A 26,991-nucleotide genomic window follows, 5' to 3' on the forward strand; every position below is an offset into this window, starting at 1 on the left:
CGCCCAAGAAAAAGGGAAAAACCTCCATGGACGGGCAACGGGGAGGTCGGCCTTGACGGCTCTGGTGAGAACTCCGGACGGGAGAACGCTCGCGGTCGACCAGAGCGGCTCCCCCGGCGGGAGGCCCGTCTTCCTGCTGCACGGCACGCCGGGCAGCCGGGTCGGGCCCCTCCCCCGCCCCACGCTCCTGTACCGCATGGGCATCCGCCTGATCACCTACGACCGCCCCGGATACGGCCTGTCCGACCGGCTGGCCGGCCGGAGCGTCGCCGACGTGGCGGCCGACGTGGCCGCGATAGCCGACTTCCTGGACGTCGCGCGCTTCGCGGTGATCGGCCGCTCGGGCGGCGCCCCGCACGCGCTGGCCTGCGCCGCCCTGCTGCCGGACCGCACCACCCGGCTGGCCGCCCTGGTCCCGCTGGCGCCCCGCGGCGCCGAGGGGCTCGACTGGTTCGAGGGCATGTCCCCCTCCAACGTGGTCGAGTACACCGCGGCGGCGCGCGGGCCCGGCCCGCTCACCGCGCTGCTGACCTCCGTCGCCGACCAGGTCAGGGCCGATCCGACCCGCCTGGTCCCGGCGCTCGACGCCGAGCTGCCCGAGCCCGACCGGCACGTCGTGGCCGACTTCGGGATCAGGAGGATGCTGGCCGGGACCTTCGCCGAGGCGCTGCGGCACTCCGCGGCCGGGTGGGTGGACGACGCTCTGGCCTTCAGCGCGCCGTGGGGCTTCGACCCCGCGGCCATCGGGGTGCCGACCCTGCTGTGGCACGGCGACGAGGACGTCTTCTCCCCCGCCGGCCACGCGCGCTGGCTCGGGCGGCGCATCCCCGGCGCCACGGTGGTCATCGAGGAGGGCGCCGCCCACTTCGGCTCGCTGCGCGTCCTGCCCGACGTCCTGGCCTGGCTGGCCGCCGGATGAGTCAGAACGGCTGGGGTTCGAGGTCGCGGTTGATCCGCCGCCACTGCCGCAGGTAGGTCAGCGTGGGGTGCTCCTCGCCCAGGACGCGGGCCTTGTCCGCCAGCACCCGTTCCCTGAGCCGCTCCGCCTGGGCGCCCCGATCCGTCGTGTGGAGGGTGACGGCCAGGTTGGCCTCGCAGGCGAGCGTGTCGGGGTGCGCGGGGCCGAGCGCGTCCCGCAGCGTGTCGAGCGTGCCGCGCTCCAGCGCCTCGGCCTCCTGCGGCCTTCCCGCGTCGGCCAGGCAGTTGGCCAGGTTGACGGCGGCGGACAGGACGAAGGGGTGCCGCTCGCCGAGCGCGGCGCGCAGCCCGTCGAGCACCTCCCGCGCCTGGGCCGCCGCGGTGACCACGTCCCCGGTGCCGCGCAGGTAGATGGCGAGGTTGTTGCGGGCGATCAGGGTGACCGGATGGCTCTCTCCCAGGCTCTGCCGGTAGATGTCCACGATGCCCGCCGCGCGGTCGCGCGCGGCGACCTTGTCGTCCAGCGCCGACTCGCAGCAGGCCAGCTCCAGCGTCGCGGCCAGGGCGTCGGGGGTCCGCGGGTAGCGCTGCCGATAGCGTTCCTCGGTCTCCTTCGCCAGCTGCCAGGCCTCCTGCTGGTCCCCCGCCCGGCGCAGGGAGACCGCCAGGCTCTTGGCCGCCCGGAGGGTGTCGACGAAGTTCTCGCCGAGGGTCTCGCGGTAGCTCTGGAAGGTCGTCCGCAGGATGTCGGCCGACTCCCGGTAGATCCCGATCTCCCGCAGGTCGCGGGCGAGCTGGGTGGCGGAGAAGAGCGTGTAGGGGTGAGTGGGGCCGAGCACGTGGTTGCGCCGGCGCAGGGTGTCCTCGTCGAGCTCGCGGGCGTTGTGGCTGTCGCCGACGAGGCGGTAGGCCAGGGCCAGGTTGTTGGCGGCGGCCAGGGTCCTGGGATGGTCCTCGCCGTACAGCGTCTTCCACTGCTCGAAGGTCGCCTTGTCCATCTCCAGCGACCTGCCGTACTCCCCCAGCCCGCGCAGGTCGGCCGCCAGGCCGCCGGAGGTCATGAGCGTGTGCGGATGCCGCTCGCCCACCACCGCGCGCTGCATGTCCCGCACCCACTCGTTCAGCTCCCGGGCCTCCTGGTACCTGCCCTGGGACCGCTTGACGTTGGCCACGTTGAACAGCAGGTGCAGGCGCTGGCGGTCCTCGACCCCGAACTTCTCCTCCCAGTAACCGGCCAGCTCGTCCCCCAGCGCGAGCGCGGTGTCGAAGTCCCCGCGCTTCCACAGGTAGCGCACCCGGTCGGTGAGCAGCTGGCGGGTCTCCTCCTCGGTGCACTCGGTGGCCCGGGAGGGCTGCAGGTGCTGCCAGATGAGGTCGTAGCGCGTCCAGTTCTCCGGGTCGTCCACCTCGCCCTGGCGCGGCCTGGCGCCGACCAGGATGCGGTGCACCTCGTGGCAGGCCTGCTCCTGCTCGTGCTCGCTCATCTGACTGCGGATGACGGCCTGGACCAGGCGGTGCACCTGGATGGTGTTGTTGCCCTGGTCCACCTTCGCCAGCGCGAACCTGCCGATCTCCTGGATGACCCGGCCCAGCACCATCTTCTCGCGCAGCATCTCGTCGTACGGCAGCAGCGAACCGATCATCTCGTCGCTGTAGAGCAGGGACATCGAGATCGGCTCCGGGGCGAAGAACGCGCACAGCTGCAGCAGCCGCACCGAGGCCGGGGAGCTGTCGCGCAGCTGGGCCAGCGACAGGTTCCAGGTGACCGCCACCGGGTGCGGATAGTCGGCGGGCTGCCCCAGGGACAGCACCCGGGCGGTCTCCGACCCCAGCTGCTCCACGAAGGTGGCGGCGGGCATGCCCGTCTCGGCGAGCCAGGCGGCCGCCTGCTCCACCGCGATGGGCAGGTGGCCCAGGGCCGCGGCCACCTCCAGCGCGTCCCGGGCCGCCAGACCGGGGACCCGGCGGCTCAGGTGCTCCAGGCTCTCCTCCTGGCTGAAGACGTCGACCTCCAGGGGAGCGGCGACGCTCGACCACGCCTGGTTGCGCGAGGTGATCACCACGTGGCCGGTCCCGCCGGGGAAGAAGTCCCGCAGCTCGTCGGGGTCCCCGGCGTTGTCGAAGACCAGCAGCCAGCGGGAGTGCGGGGCGCCCAGCCGCAGCGCCTCGCGCACCGCCTCCACGACCTCGGCGATGCTCTCCCCGACGCGGATCCTCAGCTCCCGGGCCAGCTTCTCGAACGCCGCGTTGATGCGCTCGCGGTTCTCGGAGGGCACCCACCAGATCAGGTCGTAGTCCGCCTTGAAGCGGTGGGCGTACTCCAGGGCGACCTGCGTCTTGCCCACGCCGCCCAGGCCGTACAGCGCCTGCGGCAGCACGACCGCCGCGCTGCCGCCCACGAGCTGGTGGCGCAACGTCTCCAGTACGGCGCCGCGGCCGGTGAAGGCGGCGTTCCTGGTGGGGACGTTCCAGACCTGCGGGACGCTTCCCGGGAAACGCGCGCCCACGGCCGACAGGTCCGCCGCCGCGATCTCGTCGGCCACGCCCATGGCCCTCAGCAGCGTCTCCGCGGCCGGGCGCTCCTGCAGCCGGGTCAGGTCGGTCAGGGCCCGGTCGCCGTAGGGGGACGGGAAGCGCGACTCCGAGATCCGCACCGCGACCAGCTCGCTCTGCCCCGCCGCCTCGGCGGCCGTCAGGCGCGACCACACCTCCGGCGCCCGCGGGGCGTTCAGGTAGGCGGCGGAGAGCACGGCCAGCGTCCTGGGCGCCTCCCCCTCGCCGTCCTCCTCGCCGCCCGCGTCGACGCCGCGCAGCGCGACCCGGTGTCCCCGGCGGTCGAGCACGGCCGCGATCCAGTCGGCCCACATCCGGTCCTCGCGGGCGTAGCTGATGCGCACGTCGATCTGGGGGGCGGGGTGCCGTCGCACGAACTTCTCCAGGTACCGCAGCCGTACGGGCTCCTCCAGGCGGGGGAAGGAGGTCACCTCGCCCTCGGTGACCACCGCGGTGAGCCGCTCGAAGGCCGCCAGCAGGGAGCCCGGCCGGGCCGGGTCGTCGCCGAACGTGGCGAGGATCTCCTCGAAGGCGTAGAAGGGGGTGTAGGGGATCTCGACGCCGCCCCAGTACTGGTCGGCCTCCTGCGGCGTCATGCCGGTGGGGAAGCCCTCGAACTTCCGCCGGGCCAGGGCGCGCCCGGCGTCGCACCGTTCCTTCTCCCCGGTGTCGATGCGCATCGGGACCGGCAGGATGCGGATGCCGCGGTCGCCGTAGCGCTCGCCGATGTCCCTGGCCATCTGCGAGGCGCCGTCGATGCCCTGGTTGGCCAGGGTGAAGCAGTCGACGAGGACGTCCGGCAGGTGGACGGTGCAGATCCCCGCGATGTCGCTGGCGCCGGTGCGGCTGTCGATGAGGGTGTAGTCGTAGCACGCCTTCATGTCGGCGCGCAGCGCGTCGAAGAACTGGCCCCCGCCCTGCCGGTCGTAGAAGTTGTCCCAGTTGAAGCCGGAGGCCGGGGAGGAGTAGTCGCGGTTGGCCCGGCCGGGCGCCAGGAAGTCCAGAGTCCCCCCGCCGGGGAACTCCCAGTCCAGGGAGATGGCGTGCTTCTCCGCCCTGGCGTACTTGGTGTGCCAGTCGCCGGGCCGGGGCTCGTTGCGCATCACCGCCCACTGGTAGTCGGAGATCAGGTCGATGACCCCGGCCGCGGTGGTGGCCGTCCCTGGCGCCAGGAACGGGGCGAAGAACTTGTGCAGGCCGGGCGACTCCAGGTCCCAGTCGACCACGAGCACCCGCCTGCCCGCGCTGGCGAGGATCCAGGCCGTGTTGGCCAGCGCCATGGTGCGTCCGGTGCCGCCCTTGTACGAGTAGAAGGTGACGACCTTTCCTTCGCTCATGGTCACTCCTCGGGCCGGGTCAGCTTGGGACGGTCGATCTTCTCCCCCTCGGGGGGATAGGCGGGGGCCCGGTTCAGGTACCGCTGCTCCGCCCTGCGCAGGACGTCGGGCAACATGTTGCGGAAGTCGTCGAACCCGGGGACGTACGGCCTGGACTCCGGCTCGGCGAGCTTGGCGCCCAGGGCCGCCCGCAGGTCGTGCCTGAGCCGTTCCTGGTGCCGCACCGTCTGGGGGTCGTCCAGGTTCCACGGGACCATGACCGTCACCCAGGGCCGTCCCGGCCGGTCCACCGGGCGCAGCGCCCGCCTGCCCTCCTCTCCGGAGGCCGCCCACGGGTCCACCAGGACGACTCCGGGGGCGTGGGAGTCATCGGCCTCGAGCATCCCCGTGTGCTCGCCCAGCGAGCCGATCTCCGGCAGGAACCCCCGCGAACGCGCCACCTCGGCGACGCAGTCGGCCAGCGGTCTCCTGTCGCCGCCGGTGCGGTAGGGGTCCCACTCGGAGGCCGTCTCGCCGTAGTAGGCGGGGTCGCGCCCCTCGGGCAGCGACCCGGTGCCGGGCGCGACCACCGTCACCGTGATCGGCCGCTCGGGGACGCTGTCGGTGAACACGCTCTTGGCCGTGGTGAAGTTCGAGATGTTCCCCCGGGGCATGGGGGTGTTCTCGGCCACCTCGATGATCCGCCGTCCCAGCTCGTGCACGGCGTTCTGGTAGTGCCTGCGGTACTTCTGGAGCTTCATGATCCCGTAGAAGCCCTGGTCCGCGTAGTGCTGACCGAGGTCGGTGTGGTTGAACTGGATGTCCCGGGCGACCTGGGGCATCGCCTCCAGCCTGACCGGGGTCCACAGGGCGGGGATGATCGCCTCGGGCATCGCCCCGCCCGCGGCGACGTGGTCGCCGGCACGATCGACGAAGCAGGCCCACTCCTTGCCGCAGGACTCGCTCTCGAAGTAGCGGGGTGAGTACAGGGGGACGAACACCCGGCAGGTGGACAGCTGCTCGGACAGGGCGCGCGGCCAGTTCTCTCCCGTCCGCAGGCCCCGGTCCATGTATCCGGCCGAGCCGGCGGGCACGTTGGTGTGGTGGAGGATGTAGTCGCACAGCGCGCGGAAGAGTCTTTCCACCCACTGGTTGGGATCGCCGGAACCCGTGCCGTCGAGTGAGGGGACATGGGCATAGCTGAGGAAGAAATACGGTCCTTGATAACCCCCCGAAGAGTGCGGCGCAGCCATCCGCCCCCCTTCCCCGGTGAATACTCACTATAGGAACGGGGCGTATATCGGAAAAGTGGCGGTGCTCTGATTCCGGCTGTTTCCGGGAAGGAAATCAGACCTGCGGGGAAACCGCGGCCGTCCACCGCTCCCGGTGGACGCGCGCCGAGCGGGCGGCCTCGGCCTCGGCCGCCTCGGAGACGGGCTCGTCCAGCCACGCCGCGACCGAGCGCCGCATCTCCGTCACGAACCTGCCGCCCAGCGGGGTCAGGGCGCCCGAGGCGGCGAGCGTCTCGATCGCCTCGGCCGTGTCCCGCCGCCAGCGGGCGAACTGCGCCTCCGCCCGCCCGGGGCCGGCGTGGCGGCGCACCCTCCAGAAGTCCGTCACCGCGATGTGGGCGTAGGTCCCCTGCAGCAGGCCCTCCAGCGGCCGGGGGTCGTCGCGCCAGGGCGCGTAGAACAGGCGGGTGTCCCCCTCGTCGTACAGGTCGAGGATGTCCAGCACGGCGCCCAGCTTGACGTGCTGGAACTCGTGGACGACGAGCAGCGCGAGCGTGGCGGGGTCGTCGGGCAGGGCCGCCGCGACGGCGCCGAAGGCGTGCCTGGCGGTCGAGCTCACCTCCCGCCCCCCGGGCGCCGGGGCCAGCGGCGTCAGGACGGACAGCCCCGCGCGCAGACCCGGCGCGTAGGCGGGCAGCTCGGACTCGATCAACGCCCAGGCCTCCGCGAAGGCGCGCTGCCAGGCCGACGCCCGGTCGCCGGTGAGACGCCCGGCCGCCGGCCACTGGTGGCAGTCCCTGAACGGGTCGGTGTCCTCCAGCGCGACGGAGAGGCCGCCCGCCGACAGCCGCCTGACCGGGTGCCAGCCCGGCCACTCGCCGCAGGCGCGGGGATCCAGGTCCGCCCCGCCGTCCAGCGCGATCCGGCCCCCGGACACCTCCAGCCGTGCCGTACGGCCCGCGGGGTGCGCGGCGGGGCCCGTCTCCGGGCGCGCCGTACGGCCCGCGCCGGCGGGGTCCACCTCCAGGGCGCCGAGGGAGGGCAGGTGGACCGCGCCGCCGAGCACCCGGACGTCGAGCGCGGCGGTGACGCCCGCCCGGACCGCCGCGGCGGCGGCGACGTTGGCCAGGTGCCCCGCGTGCCGGCCGTCGCGCAGGCACTCGGCCGCCCAGACCCGTACGTAGGGGTGGGCGAGAACGGCCTCGACCGCGCCGGGATGCGTGCCGTCCAGGCCGGTGATCAGCTCCCAGGCCCGCCTCACCATCGGACCGGCGCCCTCTCCGCCGTCCGGGCCGAGCTCCGCGTTGACCGCCGCCAGCAGGGCCCGCCGCAGGCTGCGCTGCGACTCGGCCAGATGCCCCACCTCGTCCCCGCCGCCGAAGCCGGAGGCCAGGGCGCCCAGGGCCGCCGACGGCAGGGCGTGGGTCGGCTCCGGCGTCCTGGCGCGGATGTGGGTGATCAGCTTGAGCAGGTCGGCGCAGTACACGCTGGGGTTGGCGAACCCCGAGCCGCGCCGGTGGCGGTGGGCGTACAGCCCGCCCCCGCAGCTGTCGACCACCGGGCAGGCGCGGCACTGCCCGCACAGGCCCGCAAGGCCCTGCTGACGGGCCAGCACGCCGGTGTGCCGGGCCACCTCGTCCAGGGTGTCGCGCAGCACGTGCAGGCCGGTGGCCGGCGCCCCGTCGAAGGCCGTCTTGAGCGAGTCGGCCTGCTCGTAGCTCCCGTCGGTCTCGATGACGACCAGATCGGAGGGCTGCAGGCCGAGCGACTCGGTGAGACTGGACCCGCCCCGGCTGGTGGAGAGGATCGACTCGAACATCCGCACCGGCGGGGCGCCGCCGTCGGCGGCCCAGATCTCGAAGATCTCGATCAGCCAGTCGGCGTAGGCGGTCGGCGCCGGGCGCGGCGGCGGGGTGTCCCAGGTGGCGTGCGGCAGCAGGAAGTCGATGCGGGGCGGCTCCAGCGCGGTCAGCGCGCGGTAGACCGCGACGGGGTCGTTGGCCACGTCGACCGTGCACAGCAGCCCGGCGTACAGCTGCGGCCGGGCGCGCAGCAGCTCGACCGCGCGCAGCACCAGGTCGTGGCTGCTGCGCCCGTCGGCGAAGCGCCGGTGGCGGTCGTTGGCGGCCCGGTCACCGTCGAGCGAGACGCCCACCTTGACACCGTGGGCGGCGAACACCTCGCAGAACCGCTCGTCCAGCAGCACGCCGTTGGTGTGGACGCGCAGGTCGAGCGCGCAGATCCCGTCCAGGTGGCCGCGCAGTTCGGCGGCGACGCGCTCCAGCCGGTCGGGCCCGGCCAGCAGCGGCTCGCCGCCGTGCAGCACCACGTGCACCCGGTCCAGGGCGTGCGCCTTGACGTGCTCGGCGATGCGCATGGCCGTCCAGGAGACGGTCTCATCGGAGATCACCTTGGGCCGGGTGCGCCAGCTCTGGTCGGCGTGCTCGTAGACGTAGCAGTGGTCGCACGCCAGGTCGCACCGGCTGTGCACCTTGAGGACGAACTGCCGCAACGGCGTCGAGGGCCTGCTCACAGCGGCCCCCTGGATCAGATGGAGGAGTTGAACGCGGCCACGGGAACGCGCCGGACCTCCGGCGAGCCGGGGAGGATCCGGCGCACGATGCCGTCGAAATCGGCCCGGCCGACGAGCGAGAGCGGGACGTCACGGAGATCCCTGACGTCGGAGGTGACGTCGGCCTGCTTCTCACCCGATGCGTTCATGGCCTCAAACCGCTCTATCCTCGAACCGCTCTATGCGTTGCCGGGACTCGGCGAGGCCCGGGGATTGGATTCCAATATCCGGAGGGGAGCCGTACCGACCTCAGATGATTCTAGCCTTTCGCCTCGGCCGCCGACGGGCGACCCTGCGGAGGCAGTGAAGTATTGCACAGGCGTTAGATCTCCGTCATCTCGCCAAAAGGTTAAAAACTACTTTGTCCCCAAATAAGTGCCTTTAACGTCAAATAGCATGCGTGTCCTTTTGGTGTGGTCAATGCCGCGGGCACCGCGACGACCGCCGGACACCCCACCCGGCCGCGGCGTCCGGTCCGGGCCGTCCCGCTTTACTTGGAGCAAGGCCGGGCCGCGGGGGTAGGAGTCCCACGTCCGGCCCCGCCGGGCCCGCACCGCGGGAAGGCACGCACCACGCACCCAGGAGCGCCTCGATGAACAAGCTGAAGGACGCCACCAGTCCTTATCTGCTGCAGCACGCCGACAACCCGGTCCACTGGTCCGAGTGGGGCCCGGAGGCGTTCGAGGAGGCCGCGCGGCGGGACGTGCCCCTGCTGATCAGCGTGGGCTACTCGGCGTGCCACTGGTGCCATGTCATGGCGCACGAGTCGTTCGAGGACGAGGCCACCGCCGCGCTGATGAACGAGCACTTCGTCAACGTGAAGGTGGACCGCGAGGAGCGTCCCGACGTGGACGCCGTCTACATGGCCGCCACCCAGGCGATGACCGGCCACGGCGGGTGGCCGATGACGGTCTTCGCCACGCCCGAGGGGCATCCCTTCTACACCGGCACCTACTTCCCCCGCCCGCAGTTCCAGCGCCTGCTGACCGCGGTGGCCACCACCTGGCGGGAGGACCGGCAGGGCGTCCTGACGCAGAGTTCGAAGATCGTCGAGGCGCTGGGCGAGCACACGGCCTTCCCGTCGGGACCGCTGCCCACGCCGGAGACCCTCACGCAGGCCGTACGGAACCTCGCCTCGTCCTTCGACCCGGTGCACGGCGGGTTCGGCGGGGCGCCCAAGTTCCCGCCGTCCATGGCGCTGGAGTTCCTGCTGCGGTACGGCGCCGCCGCAGGGCCCGAGGCGGACCGGGCGATGTCGATGACCGGGCGCACGCTGGAGGCCATGGCCAGGGGCGGGATGTACGACCAGCTCGCCGGCGGGTTCGCCCGCTACAGCGTGGACGCCGAGTGGATCGTGCCGCACTTCGAGAAGATGCTCTACGACAACGCCCTGCTGCTGCGGGTCTACACGCACTGGTGGCGCGCCACGGGCTCGGCCCTGGGCAGGCGCGTGGCGCTGGAGACCGCCGACTGGCTGCTGGCCGAGATGAGCACCCCGCAGGGGGGCTTCGCCTCGGCGCTCGACGCCGACAGCGAGGGGGTCGAGGGCAGGTTCTACGTCTGGACCGTGGACGAGCTGCAGGAGCTCCTCGGCGAGGAGGACGGCGACTGGGCCGCCGGAATCTTCGAGGTCACCGGGGCCGGGACGTTCGAGCACGGCACCTCGGTGCTCCAGCTGCCGTCCGACCCCGACGACCCCGACGACCTTGGGCGGTTCGAGCGGGTGCGCGCCGCCCTGCTGGCCGCCCGGGCCCGCCGGGTGCGGCCGGGCCGGGACGACAAGGTGGTCGCGGCCTGGAACGGCCTGGCCGTCGCGGCCCTGGCCGAGGCGGGGGTCCTGTTCGACCGGGCCGACCTGGTGTCGGCCGCGCGGGCGGCGGCCACCCTGCTGGAGGAGGTGCACATGGACGGCGACCGGCTGCTGCGCACCTCGCGCGAGGGCCGGGCGGGGGGCAACGCGGGGGTCCTGGAGGACTACGCCGACGTGGCCGAGGGCCTGCTCACCCTCTACGGGATCACCGGGGAGACCCGCTGGTTCCGCCGGGCCGAGGCGCTGCTGGAGACCGTGCTCACCCGCTTCTCCGACGGATCCGGCGGGTTCTTCGACACCGCCGACGACGCCGAGCGCCTCTTCCAGCGCCCGCAGGACCCCACCGACAACGCCACGCCCTCCGGCCAGTTCGCCGCGGCCGGGGCGCTGCTCACCTACGCCGCCCTGACGGGCTCGGCCCGGCACCGGGAGGCCGCCGAGGCCGCCCTGGGCACGGTGAGCGTGCTGGCCGAGCGGCACGCCCGGTTCGCCGGCTGGGGCCTGGCCGTGGCGCAGGCCGCCGTCTCCGGCCCCGTCGAGGTGGCCGTGGTCGGCGCGCCCGACGACCCTGCCACCGCGGCCCTGCACCGCGCCGCGCTGACCTCCCCCGCGCCCGGCCTGGTCATCGCCCTCGGCGAGCCCGGTTCCTCCGGCGTCCCCCTCCTGGAGGGCCGCACGCCGGTCGGCGGCTCCCCGACCGCCTACGTCTGCCGCAACTTCACCTGCAGGATGCCCGTCACCACCCCCGCCGAGCTGAAGGCGGAGCTGGCCGGCTCCTGAGACCGGCTCGTTCCGGTACGGCGGGCTGGTGCGGCCGCCGTACCGGAAGGCGCGGACTCAGCCGTTGGTGTTGACGTCCCCGCCGCCACCGCCGGTGCCGCCGTCGTTCCCCGTCCCGCCGTCACCGCCGTTCCCGGTCCCGTCTCCACCGGTCCCGCCGCCACCGCCGGTGCCGTCGTCGTTCCCGGTGCCGCCGTCGTTCCCGGTCCCGTCTCCGCCGGTGCCGTCGTCGTTCCCCGTCCCGCCGTCACCGCCGTTCCCGTTCCCGTCCGGGTCGGGGACCGCCGTCGGGTCGGGGTCGGGGGCGGCCGTCTGCTCGGGCGTCGCGGGAGGGGCGACGTCGTCCTGGCCGCCGTCGCCGCCGTAGTTCCCGTAACCGCCGTCGTTGTACGGACGCTCGCCGGTGGGGGAGGCGTAGCCGTAGTCGGACGGCTTGGGGAACTGCTTGACGGGCTTGCCCTGCATCGCCTCGGTCATGAACGTGCGCCAGATCTGGGCGGGGTACTGCCCGCCGTACTGGACGCTCCCGCCCACCACCACCGGCTTGTTGTCGTCGCGGAACATGTCCACGGCGACGGAGAGCTGCGGGGTGTACCCGGCGAACCAGGCGGACGCCGACTTGTCGGTGGTGCCGGTCTTGCCGGCCACCGGGCGGTCGTAGAGACGGGCCGCGGTGCCGGTGCCGCCCGTGACGACCTGGGTCAGCGTGTAGGTGACGTCGGCCGCGGTCGTCTCGGAGAAGACCTGCCGGCCCTTGTCGGTGATCCTGATCCGCTCGTCGCCGTCGATGATCGAGCGGATCACGTGGGGCGAGCGGTGCACGCCGTTCGCGGCGAAGGTGGCGAAGCCGGAGGCGTTCTGCACGGCGCTCACCGAGCTCACGCCCAGCGGCAGCGTCGCGGCGTTCTCGTGCGGGGTGATCTGGTCGACGGGGATGCCCGCGGCCTCGGCGGCCTCGGCCACCTTGTCCAGGCCCACCCGCTGGCCGATGTCCACGAACGCGGTGTTCACCGAGTGGCGCATGGCGTTGATCAGGTTGACCTGACCGTAGGAGGCGCCGCCCGAGTTGGGGATCGGGTGGTCGGGGTCGGAGGCGACCCTCATGGGCGAGTCGCCCTCGACCCGCGTGCTCAGCTTGAGGCCGTCCTCCAGGCCCGCGGCCAGCGCGTACGCCTTGAACGTGGAGCCGGCCTGCACCTCGGCGGAGAAGGAGTTGTCGAACTTGTTGGCCTTGTAGCTGCGCCCGCCGTAGAAGGCGAGGACCTCGCCGGTGGCGGGGTCGACGGCGGCCAGGCCGGTGCGCACCTTCGGCGAGGTGCCCTCGGGCAGGACCGAGGTGACGGCCTGCTCGGCGGTCTCCATCAGCTTCTTGTCGAACGTCGAGATGATCTTCAGGCCGCCCTGGTTGACCATCTCGTCGGTGTATCCGCGCTTCCTGAGCTCGGCCATGATCTGGTCGAGCATGTAGCCCTCCTGGCCCTCGGGGGTGAAGACCCCCTTCGGCTCCTTCAGGACGGGGAACTCGGCCTCGGCGGCCTCGGCCGGGGTGAGCGCTCCGGTCTGCACCATGCCGTCGATCACCCACTGCCAGCGCTGCTTGGCCGCGGTCAGGTCGGCGCCCTTGGGGTCGGCGAAGCGCGACGGCTGCTGGATCACCGCGGCGAGGTAGGCGCTCTCGGCCACGGTCAGCTTGCCGACGTCCTTGCGGAAGTAGGCGTCGGCGGCGGCCTGGACGCCGTTGGCGCCCCGGCCGAAGTAGATCGTGTTGAGGTACTGCTCCAGGACCCAGTCCTTGCTCTCGGACCTGTCCACCTTCAGGGAGATCATGATCTCTTTGAGCTTGCGGACCGCGGACCGCTCCTGGCTGAGGCCGCTGTAGTAGTTGCGGACCATCTGCTGGGTGATCGTCGAACCGCCCTGGAGCTGCTTGCCGGTGACGGTGGACCACATCGCGCGGGCGGTCCCCTTCAGGGACACGCCGCTGTCCTCGTAGAACGAGCGGTTCTCGGCCGCGATGACCGCGTCCCTGAGGCTCTCGGGAACGTCGTTCAGCTGCACGTTCCTGCGGTTGACGCCCTGCTTGGCCAGGACGGTCTTGCCGTCGCGATAGTAGATCACCGAGCCCTGCGCGGTCGCGGCGGACTGCGTGCTGTCCGGAATGGGGGTCATCGCCCACGCGACGGCGAACAAGCCGATCATCATGACGAAGCCGACCCCGAAGGTGATGATCGCGGCCCGCAGGATCCTTCTCCCGCGACTGCCCTTCCTCACCCGTGCACACCCCCCTGATTCAGGCCGCGCGCGACCCCCGTCAGCCCTGCGAACCGTTATGGGTAAACGACGGACGGCGACGGGTGATTCCCTCTTCGGAACCTAGGGTCAGTCTCGTTCCCCGCGCGGGACATCTCTCACCAACGGCAGGATCCGGTATGGCACGGGGGTGTCCAGGGCGATCACCGAGGAGGTCCTGACCACTCCCCGGACCTCGACGATCCGGTCGATGACCTGCTGGAGGTCGGCGTTGCTGCGCGCCACCACCCGGCAGTGCATGTCGTCGCCGCCGGTGATGGTGTGCACCTCCAGCACCTGCGGGATCCCGGCGAGCTGGTCGGCGACCGGGTCGTGCCCGCTGATCTGGCGGATCTGAAGAGTGACGAACGCCATGACGTCGTAGCCGAGCGCGGCGGGGGCGACGTCGGGCCCGAACCCGGTGATCACCCCCCGGGCGGTCAGCCGGTCGAGCCGGGCCTGGACCGTGCCCCGGGCCACGCCGAGCCGCCGCGAGCACTCCAGCACGCCCAGCCGGGGCTCCTGCGCCAGCAGGGCGATGAGCCGGGCGTCCAGCTGATCAATCGTCATGATGTACAGATGCTCCGATCTGACTGGTCAGTAGCTATACAGATTGTCCACTTAAATAAGTAACTCTTGCACAGGTAAGCCAATGAACCAGACAGTGTCTGCATGAGTGACGTCTTCCCCGTGAACGGCATGGACGCCGTGGTCTTCGCCGTCGGCAACGCCAAGCAGGCCGCCCACTACTACTCCACCGCGTTCGGCATGCGGCTCGTGGCCTACAAGGGCCCGGAGACCGGCAGCCGTGACGAGGCGGCCTATGTCCTCACCTCCGGCGGCGCCCGCTTCGAGCTCCGCGGCGCCGTACGGGCCGGAACCGACATCGCCCGGCACGTGACCGAGCACGGCGACGGCGTGATCGACCTGGCCATCGAGGTCCCGGACGTGGAGGCGGCCTACGCCCACGCGCTCGCCCAGGGCGCCGAGGGCCTGGCGGAGCCGTACACGATGGAGGACGACCACGGCAAGGTCGTCATGGCCGCGATCGCCACCTACGGCCAGACCCGGCACACGCTGATCGACCGCTCCAACTACAGCGGGCCGTACCTGCCCGGCTACGTCGCCGCCGAGCCGATCGTCGCCCCGCCCGCGGTGAAGAACGGCCGGCTGTTCCAGGCCGTCGACCACTGCGTCGGCAACGTGGAGCTCGGCAAGATGGACGAGTGGGTGGAGTTCTACAAGAAGGTCATGGGCTTCACCAACATGGCGGAGTTCATCGGCGACGACATCGCCACCGAGTACTCCGCCCTGATGTCCAAGGTCGTCGCGGACGGCACCCGCAAGGTGAAGTTCCCGCTCAACGAGCCGGCCGTCGCCAAGAAGAAGTCGCAGATCGACGAGTACCTGGAGTTCTACGGCGGCCCCGGCGTGCAGCACATCGCCCTGGCCACCAACGACATCCTGACCACGGTCGACCACATGCGGGCGGCCGGGGTGCAGTTCCTGGACACGCCCGACTCCTACTACGACGACCCGGAGCTGCGCGCCCGCATCGGCGAGGTCCGGGCTCCGATCGAGGAGCTGAAGAAGCGCAAGATCCTGGTCGACCGCGACGAGGACGGCTATCTGCTGCAGATCTTCACCAAGCCGGTGCAGGACCGCCCGACGGTGTTCTTCGAGCTCATCGAGCGGCACGGCTCGCTCGGCTTCGGCAAGGGCAACTTCAAGGCGCTGTTCGAGGCCATCGAGCGCGAGCAGGAGCGCCGCGGCAACCTGTGAGGCCGGAGGGGCGGGTTCCCGGCTCACCGTTTTCCCGACCCGCCGTTCCCCGACCCGCCGTTTCCCGGCTCACCGTGATGCCGTCCCCGTCACGGTGAGTACCGGACCGGGCGTGCTGGCGTAGGCTTGTCAGCCTGGGTCCCGGCACGGCCCGGGCCGGGAAGGGGACCTCTCAACCATGCTGTCGGGTCGGCCGGTCATCGCGGCAACCACCGTCCTGCTGTGCGCGCTCGGCTGCTCCCCCGGCGGGACCGGCGAGTCCGCACCGGCCACCGCCCGGCCCTCCTCCGGTGCCGCGACTCCCTCCTCCGGGGGGCCCGCCTCCGCGGGCGCGCCCGGGATCGGCGACCCCGACTTCCCCACCGACGGCAACGGCGGCTACGACGCCGAGCGCTACCGGCTCACGATCGGCTACGAACCGGACTCCCGGCAGCTGTCCGGGGTGGTGGTGATCGAGGCCAGGGCCACCCAGGCGCTGTCCCGCTTCAATCTCGACCTGTCCGGGTTCACGGTCGGCGAGGTCACGGTGGACGACAGGCCCGCCACCTTCGGGCGCTCCGGCGACGAGCTCAGCGTGACCCCCTCCCGGCCGATCGACGACCGGGCGGCCTTCCGCGTCAAGGTCGTCTACTCCGGAGAGCCCCGGCCGGTCAGGAACTCCTCCAACCTCGGCACCTACGGCTTCATCCCGACCCGGGACGGCGCCTTCGTCACCTGCGAGCCCAACGGCGCCAAGACCTGGTTCCCCGTCAACGACCACCCCTCCGACAAGGCCCTGTACGACTTCGAGATCACCGTCCCCGCCGGGCTGACCGCGCTGGCCAACGGGGAGATGGTCGGCAGGCCGAGGACCTCCGGCGGCAGGACGACCTACCTCTGGCGGGAGAACCACCCGATGGTGAGCTATCTGGCCACCATGACCCTGGGCCGGTTCGAGCTGCGCGAGGGCGAGACCGCCTCCGGCATCAAGAACCTGGCCGCGGTGGACCCGCGCTTCGGCTCCTCCCTGAACAAGCTCTACAGGATCTCGGGAGAGGTCACCGACTACTGGGCCACGGTGTTCGGCCCCTACCCGTTCTCCTCGACCGGCGGGGTGGTGGACGACTTCTCCGCCGGATACGCGCTGGAGAACCAGACCAAGCCCATGTACGGCGGCTTCGACCCCGACGAGGACATCATCGCCCACGAGCTCGCCCACCAGTGGTTCGGCAACAGCCTCAGCATCACCCGGTGGAAGGACCTGTGGCTCAACGAGGGCTTCGCCACCTACGCCGAGTGGCTCTGGTCGGAGCACAAGGGCGACTCCACCGCCGAGCAGCTCTTCCGTCAGCACTACGCCGCCGACGACGACGACCCGATCTGGGCCTACCCCCCGGGCCGCGCCCAGCCCGACGACCTGTTCAACAACTCGGTCTACACCCGCGGCGGCATGACCCTGCACGCCCTCCGCCAGCGCATCGGCGACCAGGTCTTCTTCGAGCTGCTCAAGACGTGGAACGCCGAGCACAAGCACGGCAACGTGACCACCGAACAGTTCACGGCCCTGGCCGAGAAGCTCTCCGGCAGGCAACTCGACGCCCTGTTCGACGCCTGGCTCTTCCAACCCCGCAAACCCGCCACCTGGTAACCCCCCGGAGCACGCAGTCCCGGAGCGGAGAGCGCGTACGGCGACCGGGCCTGCCTGCGACGCCGGGGAACCCGTGACGAAAGGGCGGTGAGGATTTCCGGATGACCACCGGCCTGACCCCCGGCCCTTCCGGCAGCACGGGCTGCCGACCGGTGGCTTCATCCCGGCCCACCATCCCGCCGCCCCACGCTGCCCCCGCTCATCCCGGCCCCCATCCTCCGGCGCCGGTACGGCGGGGCGTGACGCGGGCGTTCCCGGCGCCGCCGTACGGCGGGCGACCCGTCGGGCGGCGACGTGAGGTCAGGTGGCGACGTGAGGTCAGGTGGTGACGGGGCGGTAGCCCTGTTTGCGGAGCACGCCGAGCACCTCTTCCGCGTGCTCGGGCCCCCGGGTCTCCAGCTGCAACTGGACCTCGACCTCCCCCAGGTCGGCGCCGACCCGCTCGTGCGCGATGTCCAGCACGTTCGCGCGCAGCTCCGCCACCTCGGCCATCAGCGCCGCCAGCGTGCCCGGCCGGTCGGGCAGCGAGATCCGCAGGGTCAGATAGCGTCCCGCCGCGGCCAGGCCGTGCCGGAGCACCTTGGCCAGCAGGAGCGGGTCGATGTTGCCCCCGGAGAGCACGGCAGTCACCGGCGGCTCGAAGACCTCGGGGTGGGCCAGGATCGCGGCCACCGACACCACCCCCGCGGGCTCGACGACCTGCTTGGCCCGCTCCAGGCACAGCACCAGCGCCCGGGAGATCTCCTGCTCGGTGACCGTGACCACGGTGTCGACCAGATAGTGGATCAACTCGAACGGCAGCTCCCCCGGCAGGCCCACCGCGATGCCGTCCGCCATCGTGCCGGAGGGCTGGACCACGACCGGCTGCCCGGCCGCCAGCGAAGCCGGATAGGCGGCGGCCCGCTCGGCCTGCACACCGACGATCCGCACTCCGGGCCGCAATGACTTGACCGCGAGCGCCACCCCGGCGGCCAGGCCTCCGCCGCCGATCGACACCGCGATCGTGCCGACCTCGGGCAGCTGGTCCAGGATCTCCAGGCCGATCGTGCCCTGTCCGGCGATGACGTCGGGATGGTCGAAGGGATGGATGAACACCGCGCCGGTCCGCTCCGCGTGCTCCCGCGCCCGCGCCAGCGCGATGTCCACGGTGTGCCCGGCGAAGACCACGGCGGCGCCGTAGGACCGGGTCGCGGCCACCTTGGGCAGCGGTGCCCCCTCCGGCATGTAGACCGTCGACTTGGTCCCGACCAGGCCCGAGCCGAGCGCCACGCCCTGCGCGTGGTTGCCCGCGCTGGCCGCGACCACGCCGCGCCCCAGCTCCTCCTCGGTCAACCGGGCGATCCGCACATAGGCGCCGCGTACCTTGAAGGAGCCTGACCTCTGGAGGTTCTCGCACTTGAGGTGTACGGGCCCGCCGAGAAGACCGGAGAGCACGTGCGAGTGCACCACCGGGGTCCGCACGGCGACGTCGGCCAGGAGCTCACGGGCGGCGACCACGTCCTCGAAGGTCACCTGCGGTGTCGACATGCGGGCCATCATCCCACCACGTGAGATGCATTCCGGTGCCGCACTCGTCGGAGGCGGACGACCCGACAGCCCGTATCGGGTCGTGAGCCCGCCCGTGAGGCACGTCCGCGGTGGGCCGGGTGTCGCCCACCCGGCTGCGCCTCACGACAGACGAACCCGCCCACGGCACTACGACTGGTCCCCGGGCGACCAGTAGCGGTCGGCGGCGAGGATGAGGGCGGCGGCGCCGACGAGGCCGGCCTCCTGGCCCAGAGAGGCGGGGACCACGCGGACGCGGCGGGCGAAGTCCATCCTGGCGTGCGTGCGGAGGGTCTCCTCCAAAGGATCGAACAGCGGGGGTCCGGCCTGGGACAGGCCGCCGCCGACGGTGACGACGTCGAGGTCGCACAGGTGGGTGGCCGAGGCGATGGCCAGGCCGAGCGCCCGCCCGGCCCTGCGCATCGCGCTCAGGGCGATCGGGTCTCCCGCCGCGGCGTCCAGTGCGAGCCGCCGCCCGCTGGCCGGGGCGGCCTCGACGTACGCCGGAGCGACGGCGGACGTCCCGGCGAAGGCTCCGCCCGCCTCGCCGGAGGACCCGGCCCCGCCGCCCTCCGTGCCCGCGTCACCGTCCCCCGCACCTCCGATGCCGTCCTTCGCCCGAGCGGACCCGGCCCCGCCGCCCTCCGTGCCTCCGACGCCGTCCTTCGCCCGAGCGGATCCGGCTTCGGGGGTGCCGTCCTCCGTCCCACCGGATCCCGCCGCCCCGCCCGGGACCCACCCCTGTTCGACCGCCCACGCCGCCAGCCCGGGCCCACGGGCGATCGCCTCGAGACAGCCGCGGCCCCCGCAGCCGCAGGGCGGTCCGTCCGGGTCGACGATGATGTGCCCGATGTGCCCGGCGTTGCCGCTGCCGCCGTCGATCAGACGGCCGCCGAGGATCAGGCCGCCGCCCACCCCCGTGGACACGACCATGCCGAGCATGTTGGCGCTGCCGCGCCCGGCGCCCCGCCAGTGTTCGGCGGCGGCCAGGCAGACGGCGTCGTTGTGGATGCGGACCGGGACCCCGGGGAAGCGCCGGGCCAGCCGTTCCCTCAGCGGGAAGTCGCGCCAGCCCGGCATGTTCAGCGGGGAGACCGCCCCCTCCGGCCAGCTCATCGGCCCGCCGCAGCCGATCCCGACCCCGGCGACCGGGGAGTCCCCCGCGACGGAGACGATCAGCTCGTCGAGGGTCTTCCACAGGATGCGGGCGTCGCCGCCGGGGGGCGTCGCGACCCGCCCCGCCGTCCGCACGACGCCGCCGGGGTCGACCACGGCGACGGCGAACTTGGTCCCGCCGATGTCGACGGCCAGTACGGGTCCGGACATTCAACGATCATAGAGTCGCTCGGTGGACGGCTGCGAGGAGAAGACCAGCAGGCAGGCGGTGAACCCGTGCACGTGGTTCTGGCTCCCCACCGGCCCGATCTCCCCCGCCGCGAAGAACCCGGCCACCCCGATCGGGCCCAGCGTGTCGCTGACGGCCATCGTGTCGTGATCGGCGGTGCCGAACATGGCGGAACCCCGGCCGTTGCACGAGAACAGCAGCGCGCCGTCCACCCGGCCGAACTGCTCGCGGTGGGCGTCGAGCAGCTCGTAGAGGTCCTCGTCGGCGGTGGCGGCGTCGCGGACCTGGAAGCGGACGGTACGGCCGACCTCGACGATGTCGCCGATGGCCACGCCCTCCCGGTCGGGGTCGATGCCGAGCACCCCGCGGATCAGGAAGTCGCCGTGCTCGTGGCGCTCGGCGTACTCGTTCATGGCCAGACCGATCTGCAGCCCCGAGGCGACCAGGTCGCGGTCCTCCTCGTCCAGCGCGCTGACGATCTCCTCCAGCCGGGCCAGGGCGGGCTGCCCGGCGAGTTCGAGCAGCAGGTTGTCCTCGACCTCGGTGACGGTCATGGAGGGGCCGATCGGGCGGCAGCCCTGGCTCACCACGGTGCTGACGTTGACCTCGCCGCCCAGGAGCACGCCGACGGCGCCCTCGGTGTAGACCTTGCCGTCGGCGAACAGCCGTACCGCGTCACGGCCCTGCAGGGCGTTGGCCAGCCCGCCGACCAGCGGCAGATCGCCCAGGACCTCCCCCGAGCGCTCGACGAAGCCGTCGGTCGGGAAGGTGTACGGGTCGGCCAGCAGGATGGCCACCCGGTCGTCGGGGTTGCGCTCGGGCAGGCCCACGACGACGAACTGGTCGTCGGCCCGCAGGCTGTCCAGCGCGAAGGTGGTCAGCCGGGCCCCCTCGAGGGTGGCGGCCCAGGCGCTCACCGACGGGACGACCTCGACCCCCTGCCCGTCACCGATCACGCCGGTGGAGCTGCAGCCGACCACTGCGGCGCCGGGGGCCATGCTCATCGCGCGCAGCCCCGCCCGGGAGACGTCGTCGGGGTCGTCACCGCAGACGAAGAAACAGACCAGATCCGGTGACCCGCTCAGCCCGCTCAGGGCCTGGCCGACCGCGGACTCCGCCGCCGCGACCAGGTCGGAGCCCACGGCGAGACCATCGGCGAAACGACTTGTCAACAGCGCCACCCGCCCCGCCTCCCCTCTTGTCCGAAGCCTTACATCCCAATGTCTTCCCTGAATGCCGAAGCTTTTCCCTGAGCGATTCTCCCCACTGCGAGGGTCCGCACGCATGCTGACGTTCACGCGATGGTCAAGATCCGAAACCGGGATGAGCGTGATGAGGCTGCCGGTTTCGCCTCAGGCAACGTAGTCTCGATCCCGTGCCTCAGATTCCAGAGCCACGGACTCTGCGCGAGCTTCGCGCGAGCGGCCATATCCACCGTACGGTCAAGGCCGAGATCCGCGAGAACCTCCTCGCCCTCCTGCGGGAGGGCAAGCCGCGGTTCCCCGGCATCGTGGGCTTCGACGACACCGTCCTGCCCCAGTTGGAGCGGGCTCTGCTCGCCGGTCACGACCTGGTCCTGCTCGGCGAGCGCGGCCAGGGCAAGACCCGGCTCATCCGCACCGTGACCTCCCTGCTCGACGAGTGGACCCCGGTCGTGGACGGCTGCGAGATCAACGACCATCCCTACGCCCCCGCCTGTGTGCGCTGCCGCCGGCTGGCCGCCTCCGCCGGAGACGACCTGCCGATCTCCTGGAAGCACCGCGGCGACCGCTACGGCGAGAAGCTCGCCACCCCCGACACCTCCGTCGGCGACCTGATCGGCGACATCGACCCCGTCCGGATCGCCGAGGGGCGCACGCTCGGCGACCCCGAGACCGTCCACTACGGCCTGGTCCCCCGGAGCAACCGGGGCGTCTTCTCGGTCAACGAGCTGCCCGACCTGGCCGAGCGCATCCAGGTGGCGCTGCTCAACGTGCTGGAGGAACGCGACATCCAGGTCCGCGGCTACAACCTCCGGCTGCCGCTGGACATCCTGTTGATCGCCAGCGCCAACCCCGAGGACTACACCAACCGGGGCCGGATCATCACACCGCTGAAGGACCGCTTCGGCGCCGAGATCCGCACCCACTACCCGCTCACGGTCGAGGCCGAGCTCGCGCTCATCCGCCAGGAGGCCGCGCTCGACCACGTGGGCGCCGACCTGCCCGGCCACCTGATCGAGGTGCTCGCCCGCTTCACCCGGCTGGTGCGCGAGTCCACGGCGGTGGACTCCCGTTCCGGGGTCTCGGCCCGCTTCTCCATCGCCGCGGCCGAGACGGTCGCCGCCTCCGCCATGCGGCGGGCGGCGCTGACCGGCGAGGAGCACGCGGTGGCCCGGGTGGCCGACCTGCCGGGCATCGCGCACACGCTGCGCGGCAAGGTGGAGTTCGAGGTCAGCGAGGAGGGCCGGGAGACCGAGGTCCTGGCGCACCTGCTGCGCCGGGCCGTGGCCGAGACCTTCCGCGCCACGCTCGGCGGCATGGACCTGTCGGTGCTGCTGGACAGGTTCTCCGAGGGCGTCCAGGTCGAGTCCGGTCCGCTGGTGCCCGCCTCGGAGCTGCTGCACCGGATCGGCCCGGTGAACGGCCTGGCGAAGATCATGTCGCGTCTCGGGATCGACGAGGAGTCCCCCGGGCACGCGGCCGCCGCGCTGGAGTTCGCCCTGGAGGGTCTGTACCTGCTGCGCCGCCTGTCCAAGGACGAGGTGGACGGCTCGACGGTCTACCGCACCTGAACGGACGCGGACGTACGGCACCGCCTTTCGCCCCTTGAGGACGTGACCGGCGGTGCCGGCCTCAGGGGACCGGCCCGGCCCCGGAGACGCGGCCGACGGTGTGAGTTGTGGAAAGGCGGGACGGCATGAGCTATCGCTACGGCGAGTACCGGGACGGGCCCGACCCGCTCGCCCCGCCGTACGACGTCCGCTCGGCCCTCGACAGGATGGGCGACTCCATCCTGTCGGGGTCCAACCCCGGGCACGCCCTGCGCGACCTGCTCAAGCAGGGCCCGCCCGGCGCGGGCGACCGGCGCGGGCTGGACGACCTGCTGCGGGAGGTACGGCGCCGCCGCCGTGAGCTGCGCGAGCGGGGCCGCCTGGACGGGACGCTGGAGCGCGCCCGGGCGCTGCTGGACAAGGCGATCGGCCAGGAGCGGGCGGAGCTGGAGGGGGAGCCGGGCGGTCCTCGCCCGACCGACGACGAGACGCTGGTCCGCCTGGCGGAGCTGGAGAACGTGCCGGACGACCCGGCCAGCGCGATCCAGGCGCTGAGCGACTACCGGTGGCGTTCCGAGGCCGCGCGGCGGACCTTCGAGGAGCTGCGCGACCTGCTGCGCCGGGAGGTGCTCGACAGCCAGTTCCGCGGTATGAAGCAGGCGCTGTCCGACCCCGACCCGGCCGCGATGGAGCGGGTCCGGGAGATGATGTCGGACCTGAACGACATGCTCGAACGGGACGCCCGCGGCGAGCACACCCAGGATGACTTCGACCGCTTCATGTCGAAATATGGGGACATGTTCCCGGAGTCGCCGCGGAACCTGGAGGAGCTGGTCGACCAGCTCGCCCGCCGGGCCGCCGCGACCCAGCGCCTGCTGGCCTCGCTCACCCCGCGCCAGCGGGAGGAGCTCGCGGCCCTGATCAGCCAGACGCTGGAGCAGGCCGGACTGGCCGAGCAGATGCGCCGCCTGGGCGATTCCCTCCAGGCCCGCCGTCCCGACCTGGCCTGGAACACCCCCGAGCGGCTGACCGGCGACGACCCGATGGGGATGGGCGACGCGGTGACCGCGCTGGACGAGCTCGCCGACCTGACCCAGCTGGAGGCCGCGCTCCGCCAGGACTACCCCGGCGCCGACCTCGACGACATCGACGAGGCGGCGATCCGGCGCGCGCTCGGCCGCTCGGCGGTCGACGACCTGGAGGCGCTCAAGCAGATCGAGCGCGAGCTCGAACAGCAGGGCTACCTGCGCCGCCACCGGGGCAAGCTGGAGCTCACCCCCAAGGCGGTCCGCCGCCTGGGCGAGACCGCCCTGCGCCGCGTCTTCGCCTCCCTGGACGCCGGCCGCCGCGGCGACCACGACCAGACGGACGCGGGGTCGGCCGGGGAGCTCACCGGCTCCACCCGGCCCTGGCGCTTCGGCGACGAGCAGCCGATCGACGTGGTCCGCACGGTGGTCAACGGCGTACGGCGCGGCGCCAGCCGTACCGGGGCCGTGAGCCTGTCGGTGGACGACTTCGAGGTGGCCGAGACCGAGCGGCGCACGGCCGCGGCGGTGTGCCTGCTGGTGGACCTGTCCTACTCGATGGCCCTGCGCGGCACCTGGGCGGCGGCCAAGCAGACCGCGATGGCGCTGCAGGCCCTGGTCAGCTCCAAGTTCCCGCAGGACTCGGTGCAGATCGTCGGCTTCTCCAACTACGCCCGCGTCCTGCAGCCCGACGAGCTGGCCGGTCTGGAGTGGGACATGGTCCAGGGCACGAACCTGCACCACGCCCTGCTGATCGCCGGCCGCCACCTGGACCGCCACCCCGACTTCGAGCCGGTCGTGCTGGTCGTCACCGACGGCGAGCCCACCTCGCACCTGCGCCGCAACGGCTCCTACGCCTTCGAGTGGCCGCCCACCGCCGAGACGCTGGAGCTGACCCTCGCCGAAGTGGACAAGATGACCCGCCGCAGGGCGACGCTCAACGTGTTCATGCTCGCCGAGGACGAGCGGCTGAAGGACTTCGTCGACGAGGTCGCCCGTCGCAACGGCGGCCGGGTCTTCTCCCCCAGCGCCGACCGCCTGGGGGAGTACGTCGTCAGCGACTTCCTGCGCGCCCGCCGCGCCCGGTAGATCCGCCCTGCTAGCGGATCTACCGGTGCATCAGCACCGTCGAGGGATAGCCCGTCAGGCCGAGCTCGTCGAGGACGTCTTCGGGGATGTCGGCGGCCTTGGTGAACCCCTGGCTCCGGTAGTAGGCCTCCAGGCCGGGGTTGTCGCGCCAGATGTCGAGGCGCAGCCACCGTGCTCCGCGCTCGCGCCCGCGCTCGGCCGCCCAGTCGATGATCCGGGCGCCCAGCCCGCGATGCCTGCGGCTGACGATCAGCCTGTGGATGTAGACGGCGCGATCACCCTCCGGAGGGCTCTCCCGCAGGCTTCCGCGCCAGAACCCGTAGCAGTCCTCGTCGCAGAGGGTGATGGTGGCCAACGGTTTCGACGGGGCGCGGAGCATCCACGTCCTGCCCTCGCGGATGGCCTCCAGGATGCGCCGCCGCTGAGCCTCGAGAGTCGGCCAGGCCTTCTCCCACTGGGTGATCCGCTTGTCCTCTGCGAGCCATCTGGCGGCCTCGGCACGCAGTGAGAGGATGAATCCGACATCGTCCTCGGCCGCCGGACACATCTGTGGGAGGACCAACCCGACTCCAGCCCTCGGCACGATGCGCTCGCGGCCGGGCCTACTGCCTCCCGGGCTGCCGGGAGGCAGCTAGGGGTTCAGGCCGTCACCAGGCCCTCGGCGTAGTGCGCCAGAAGCGCATCGAATCCATCGTCGTAGTCGCGGAACGAACGGTAGGTCGGACGATCGGCTGCGTCTGCGTTCCCCCCCTCCCGCAGCAGGGCGAGTGACTCCACCACCCTCGCGGGCTCAGGCAGGACTCCGCCCCCCAGATAGCACATGCCCGACAGGACGGTACGTTCCCCCTTCCTGCCCGAGACGAAACCGCCGTGCCGCCACCCCGTCTCCTCGTCCCAGACGAGCGCCGTGCCGTCGGTCAGGCAGATCGTCGCGTCCCGGGGGTCGAAGGGGTCGTCCCACCAGGTGGCCGCCTCGTCGCCGAGGGCACGGGCGACGATGGCGGCGTAGGCGGCGGGAAGGCGGAGCCATTCCTCACTGTATGGAATCACGATCGTTTCCTCTCTCTGGATTGTCGGGGGGAGGTCTGTGCGGACCGGACTAACCGGTTTCCCTGTCACGACTCCCCCGGCCGCTCTCACCTCGGGCCGAGACGTCACCGATCTCGTAGGCGACCTGTGTGCTGTCGCCCGCGTAGACGGTGATCGTGAGCCGGATGGGCCGTTCACCGGAGTAGGCGACGCGGAAGATCTCCAGCACCGGCGCCCCCGGCGGGCTCCCCAGGAAGGCGGCTTCCTCCCGGGTCGGCATACGACAGTTGATCTCGTCTCGGAACCCGGTCTGGACATACCCGTTCTCGGCGAGGACTCTGACCGTTCCGCGAGGGATGTCCTCCGGGGACATGAGTTCCGTCCCCTCCGCGATGTCCTTCGGGTAGAAGGACTCCTGCTGGGACCACCTCTCACCGTCGACGAACCGGTCCATTCTCCGGACCACGACGGGCTCACCCTCCTCGATCTGGAGGCGTGCGGCCACCTCGGGAGTGGCCCGTCTGAACTCCATCCGAAAGTTGTCCTGCTCCGGCACGACACCTTCGCGTTCCAACGCCGATTTGAAGACGTCCTTGGGTCCCAGGGGTATGCCCTGGGGCTCGGTCGACTGCAGCACGGTGATCGTGCGACGCTCCCGGACGAACGTTCCCCGGCCCGCCCTCGACTCGATCAGACCTTCGTTCGCGAGAGCGGCCACAGCCAGGCGCACGGTGTTGCGGGAGACGCCGAACTCCTCTTCGAGGTCGGCCTCCGAGGGCAGTTGCTCGCCCGGCCGCAGTTCTCCCCGATCGATCCGGGTGCGCAGGTGCTCAGCGATCTGTCGATAGAGAGGTTCAGGCACTTCTGTCGTTCCCTCCCAAAGGTGACCGGATGGATACCTTCTTCTCACTTTTACATGAAATCGGTTAGACCCAGCCTACTCGTTGGTACAAGTCAGACGAGCAGGACGGCAGGTGCGAGAAGAACGAGGCCAATGTAGTCCGGTTCCGGAGTCCTGTCATTCGCCTGGGCGCGAAAACTGCACAGCGGCAGGAGAAGGGAGCTGGCCATGTGGGAGCTGGCCATCGCAGTCACATTGGTTTCGATGGGCATCACTGCCGGGGTCTTCGTTGTCATCGTCATGGGCATCCGCATGGAGGACGCCCGGGGATCGGCCACGGGCCGCGCGCCCGACAGGATGACCGCCGGAGTGCGGCGGGTGCTGGGCCTGCACGTCGACCACACCGGATGCCGGTACGTCAGCAGTCCGGAGTACGCCTGCCCGAGGTGCCGCCGCGCCTCCTATCCGCCGCGGATGATGCGGTGA

The 26,991-nt window shown here is 71.8% G+C and carries 19 protein-coding genes; 7 read left to right on the forward strand and 12 right to left on the reverse strand.

The annotated features are described in order from the left end of the window. Positions 1-52: 52 nt before the first annotated feature. On the forward strand, positions 53-919 hold the full coding sequence (locus Pta02_RS05185; protein ID WP_203873497.1) for an alpha/beta fold hydrolase: 867 nt from the start codon (positions 53-55) through the stop codon (positions 917-919). A 1-nt stretch (position 920) separates the two neighbouring features. On the opposite strand, the gene fxsT is transcribed toward Pta02_RS05185, so the two are convergent. The 4 genes from fxsT to Pta02_RS05205 form a co-directional block, all read right to left on the reverse strand. Next, entirely contained in the window at positions 921-4,808 is a 3,888-nt protein-coding gene (gene fxsT / locus Pta02_RS05190) for an FxSxx-COOH system tetratricopeptide repeat protein (protein WP_203873498.1), read from the reverse strand. A gap of 2 nt (positions 4,809-4,810) precedes the next feature. After that, positions 4,811-6,040, reverse strand: a complete 1,230-nt coding sequence (locus tag Pta02_RS05195; protein ID WP_203873499.1) for a TIR-like protein FxsC — start codon at positions 6,038-6,040, stop codon at positions 4,811-4,813. Positions 6,041-6,134: 94 nt separating this feature from the next. Beyond that, entirely contained in the window at positions 6,135-8,552 is a 2,418-nt protein-coding gene (locus Pta02_RS41035) for an FxsB family cyclophane-forming radical SAM/SPASM peptide maturase (RefSeq protein ID WP_239129601.1), read from the reverse strand. A 14-nt stretch (positions 8,553-8,566) separates the two neighbouring features. Then, positions 8,567-8,740, reverse strand: coding sequence for a hypothetical protein (locus tag Pta02_RS05205; protein WP_203873500.1), 174 nt, complete (start codon positions 8,738-8,740; stop codon positions 8,567-8,569). A gap of 443 nt (positions 8,741-9,183) precedes the next feature. Here Pta02_RS05205 and Pta02_RS05210 point away from each other — a divergent pair, with 443 nt between their 5' ends. Then, positions 9,184-11,181 (forward strand): thioredoxin domain-containing protein, encoded by a 1,998-nt coding sequence (locus Pta02_RS05210; protein ID WP_203873501.1) that lies wholly within the window; start codon positions 9,184-9,186, stop codon positions 11,179-11,181. Between the two features lie 57 nt (positions 11,182-11,238). On the opposite strand, the gene Pta02_RS05215 is transcribed toward Pta02_RS05210, so the two are convergent. Together Pta02_RS05215 and Pta02_RS05220 are read right to left on the reverse strand one after the other, a co-directional pair. Further along, complete coding sequence (locus tag Pta02_RS05215) at positions 11,239-13,452, reverse strand: transglycosylase domain-containing protein (RefSeq protein WP_239129602.1); 2,214 nt, start codon at positions 13,450-13,452, stop codon at positions 11,239-11,241. 108 nt (positions 13,453-13,560) lie between these two features. Further along, a complete protein-coding gene (locus Pta02_RS05220) occupies positions 13,561-14,040 on the reverse strand; it encodes an Lrp/AsnC family transcriptional regulator (protein WP_203873502.1) in 480 nt (159 codons plus the stop codon). A gap of 102 nt (positions 14,041-14,142) precedes the next feature. Here Pta02_RS05220 and hppD point away from each other — a divergent pair, with 102 nt between their 5' ends. Together hppD and Pta02_RS05230 are read left to right on the forward strand one after the other, a co-directional pair. Continuing rightward, positions 14,143-15,252: a 4-hydroxyphenylpyruvate dioxygenase gene (hppD, locus tag Pta02_RS05225; protein ID WP_203873503.1), complete on the forward strand. Its 1,110-nt coding sequence runs from the start codon at positions 14,143-14,145 to the stop codon at positions 15,250-15,252. Positions 15,253-15,430: 178 nt separating this feature from the next. Next, positions 15,431-16,879, forward strand: coding sequence for a M1 family metallopeptidase (locus Pta02_RS05230; protein WP_203873504.1), 1,449 nt, complete (start codon positions 15,431-15,433; stop codon positions 16,877-16,879). 318 nt (positions 16,880-17,197) lie between these two features. Here Pta02_RS05230 and ilvA read toward each other — a convergent pair whose 3' ends face one another. The 3 genes from ilvA to Pta02_RS05245 form a co-directional block, all read right to left on the reverse strand. After that, positions 17,198-18,406, reverse strand: coding sequence for a threonine ammonia-lyase (gene ilvA / locus Pta02_RS05235; RefSeq protein WP_203873505.1), 1,209 nt, complete (start codon positions 18,404-18,406; stop codon positions 17,198-17,200). A gap of 168 nt (positions 18,407-18,574) precedes the next feature. Beyond that, a complete protein-coding gene (locus Pta02_RS05240) occupies positions 18,575-19,750 on the reverse strand; it encodes an ROK family protein (protein ID WP_203873506.1) in 1,176 nt (391 codons plus the stop codon). After that, a complete protein-coding gene (locus tag Pta02_RS05245; protein ID WP_239129612.1) occupies positions 19,751-20,941 on the reverse strand; it encodes an FIST signal transduction protein in 1,191 nt (396 codons plus the stop codon). Positions 20,942-21,144: 203 nt separating this feature from the next. On the opposite strand from Pta02_RS05245, the gene Pta02_RS05250 reads away from it, so the two are divergent. Next, a complete protein-coding gene (locus Pta02_RS05250) occupies positions 21,145-22,542 on the forward strand; it encodes a sigma 54-interacting transcriptional regulator (protein WP_203873507.1) in 1,398 nt (465 codons plus the stop codon). 125 nt (positions 22,543-22,667) lie between these two features. Then, positions 22,668-24,635 (forward strand): vWA domain-containing protein, encoded by a 1,968-nt coding sequence (locus tag Pta02_RS05255; RefSeq protein WP_203873508.1) that lies wholly within the window; start codon positions 22,668-22,670, stop codon positions 24,633-24,635. A 19-nt stretch (positions 24,636-24,654) separates the two neighbouring features. Here the strand turns inward: Pta02_RS05255 and Pta02_RS05260 are convergent, their stop codons facing one another. The 3 genes from Pta02_RS05260 to Pta02_RS05270 all read right to left on the reverse strand — a co-directional run bounded on the left by Pta02_RS05260 (position 24,655) and on the right by Pta02_RS05270 (position 26,574). Beyond that, on the reverse strand, positions 24,655-25,197 hold the full coding sequence (locus Pta02_RS05260; protein ID WP_203873509.1) for a GNAT family N-acetyltransferase: 543 nt from the start codon (positions 25,195-25,197) through the stop codon (positions 24,655-24,657). Between the two features lie 77 nt (positions 25,198-25,274). Further along, positions 25,275-25,685, reverse strand: coding sequence for a DUF6292 family protein (locus Pta02_RS05265; RefSeq protein WP_239129617.1), 411 nt, complete (start codon positions 25,683-25,685; stop codon positions 25,275-25,277). Positions 25,686-25,734: 49 nt separating this feature from the next. Then, positions 25,735-26,574 carry a GntR family transcriptional regulator gene (locus Pta02_RS05270; RefSeq protein WP_203873510.1) on the reverse strand — a complete coding sequence of 280 codons (840 nt, stop codon included), beginning with the start codon at positions 26,572-26,574 and terminating at the stop codon, positions 25,735-25,737. 195 nt (positions 26,575-26,769) lie between these two features. Between Pta02_RS05270 and Pta02_RS05275 the strand changes: the two genes are divergently transcribed. After that, complete coding sequence (locus tag Pta02_RS05275) at positions 26,770-26,991, forward strand: hypothetical protein (protein WP_203873511.1); 222 nt, start codon at positions 26,770-26,772, stop codon at positions 26,989-26,991.

Source organism: Paraplanobispora takensis, from assembly GCF_016863195.1.
Lineage (GTDB): Bacteria > Actinomycetota > Actinomycetes > Streptosporangiales > Streptosporangiaceae > Planobispora > Planobispora takensis.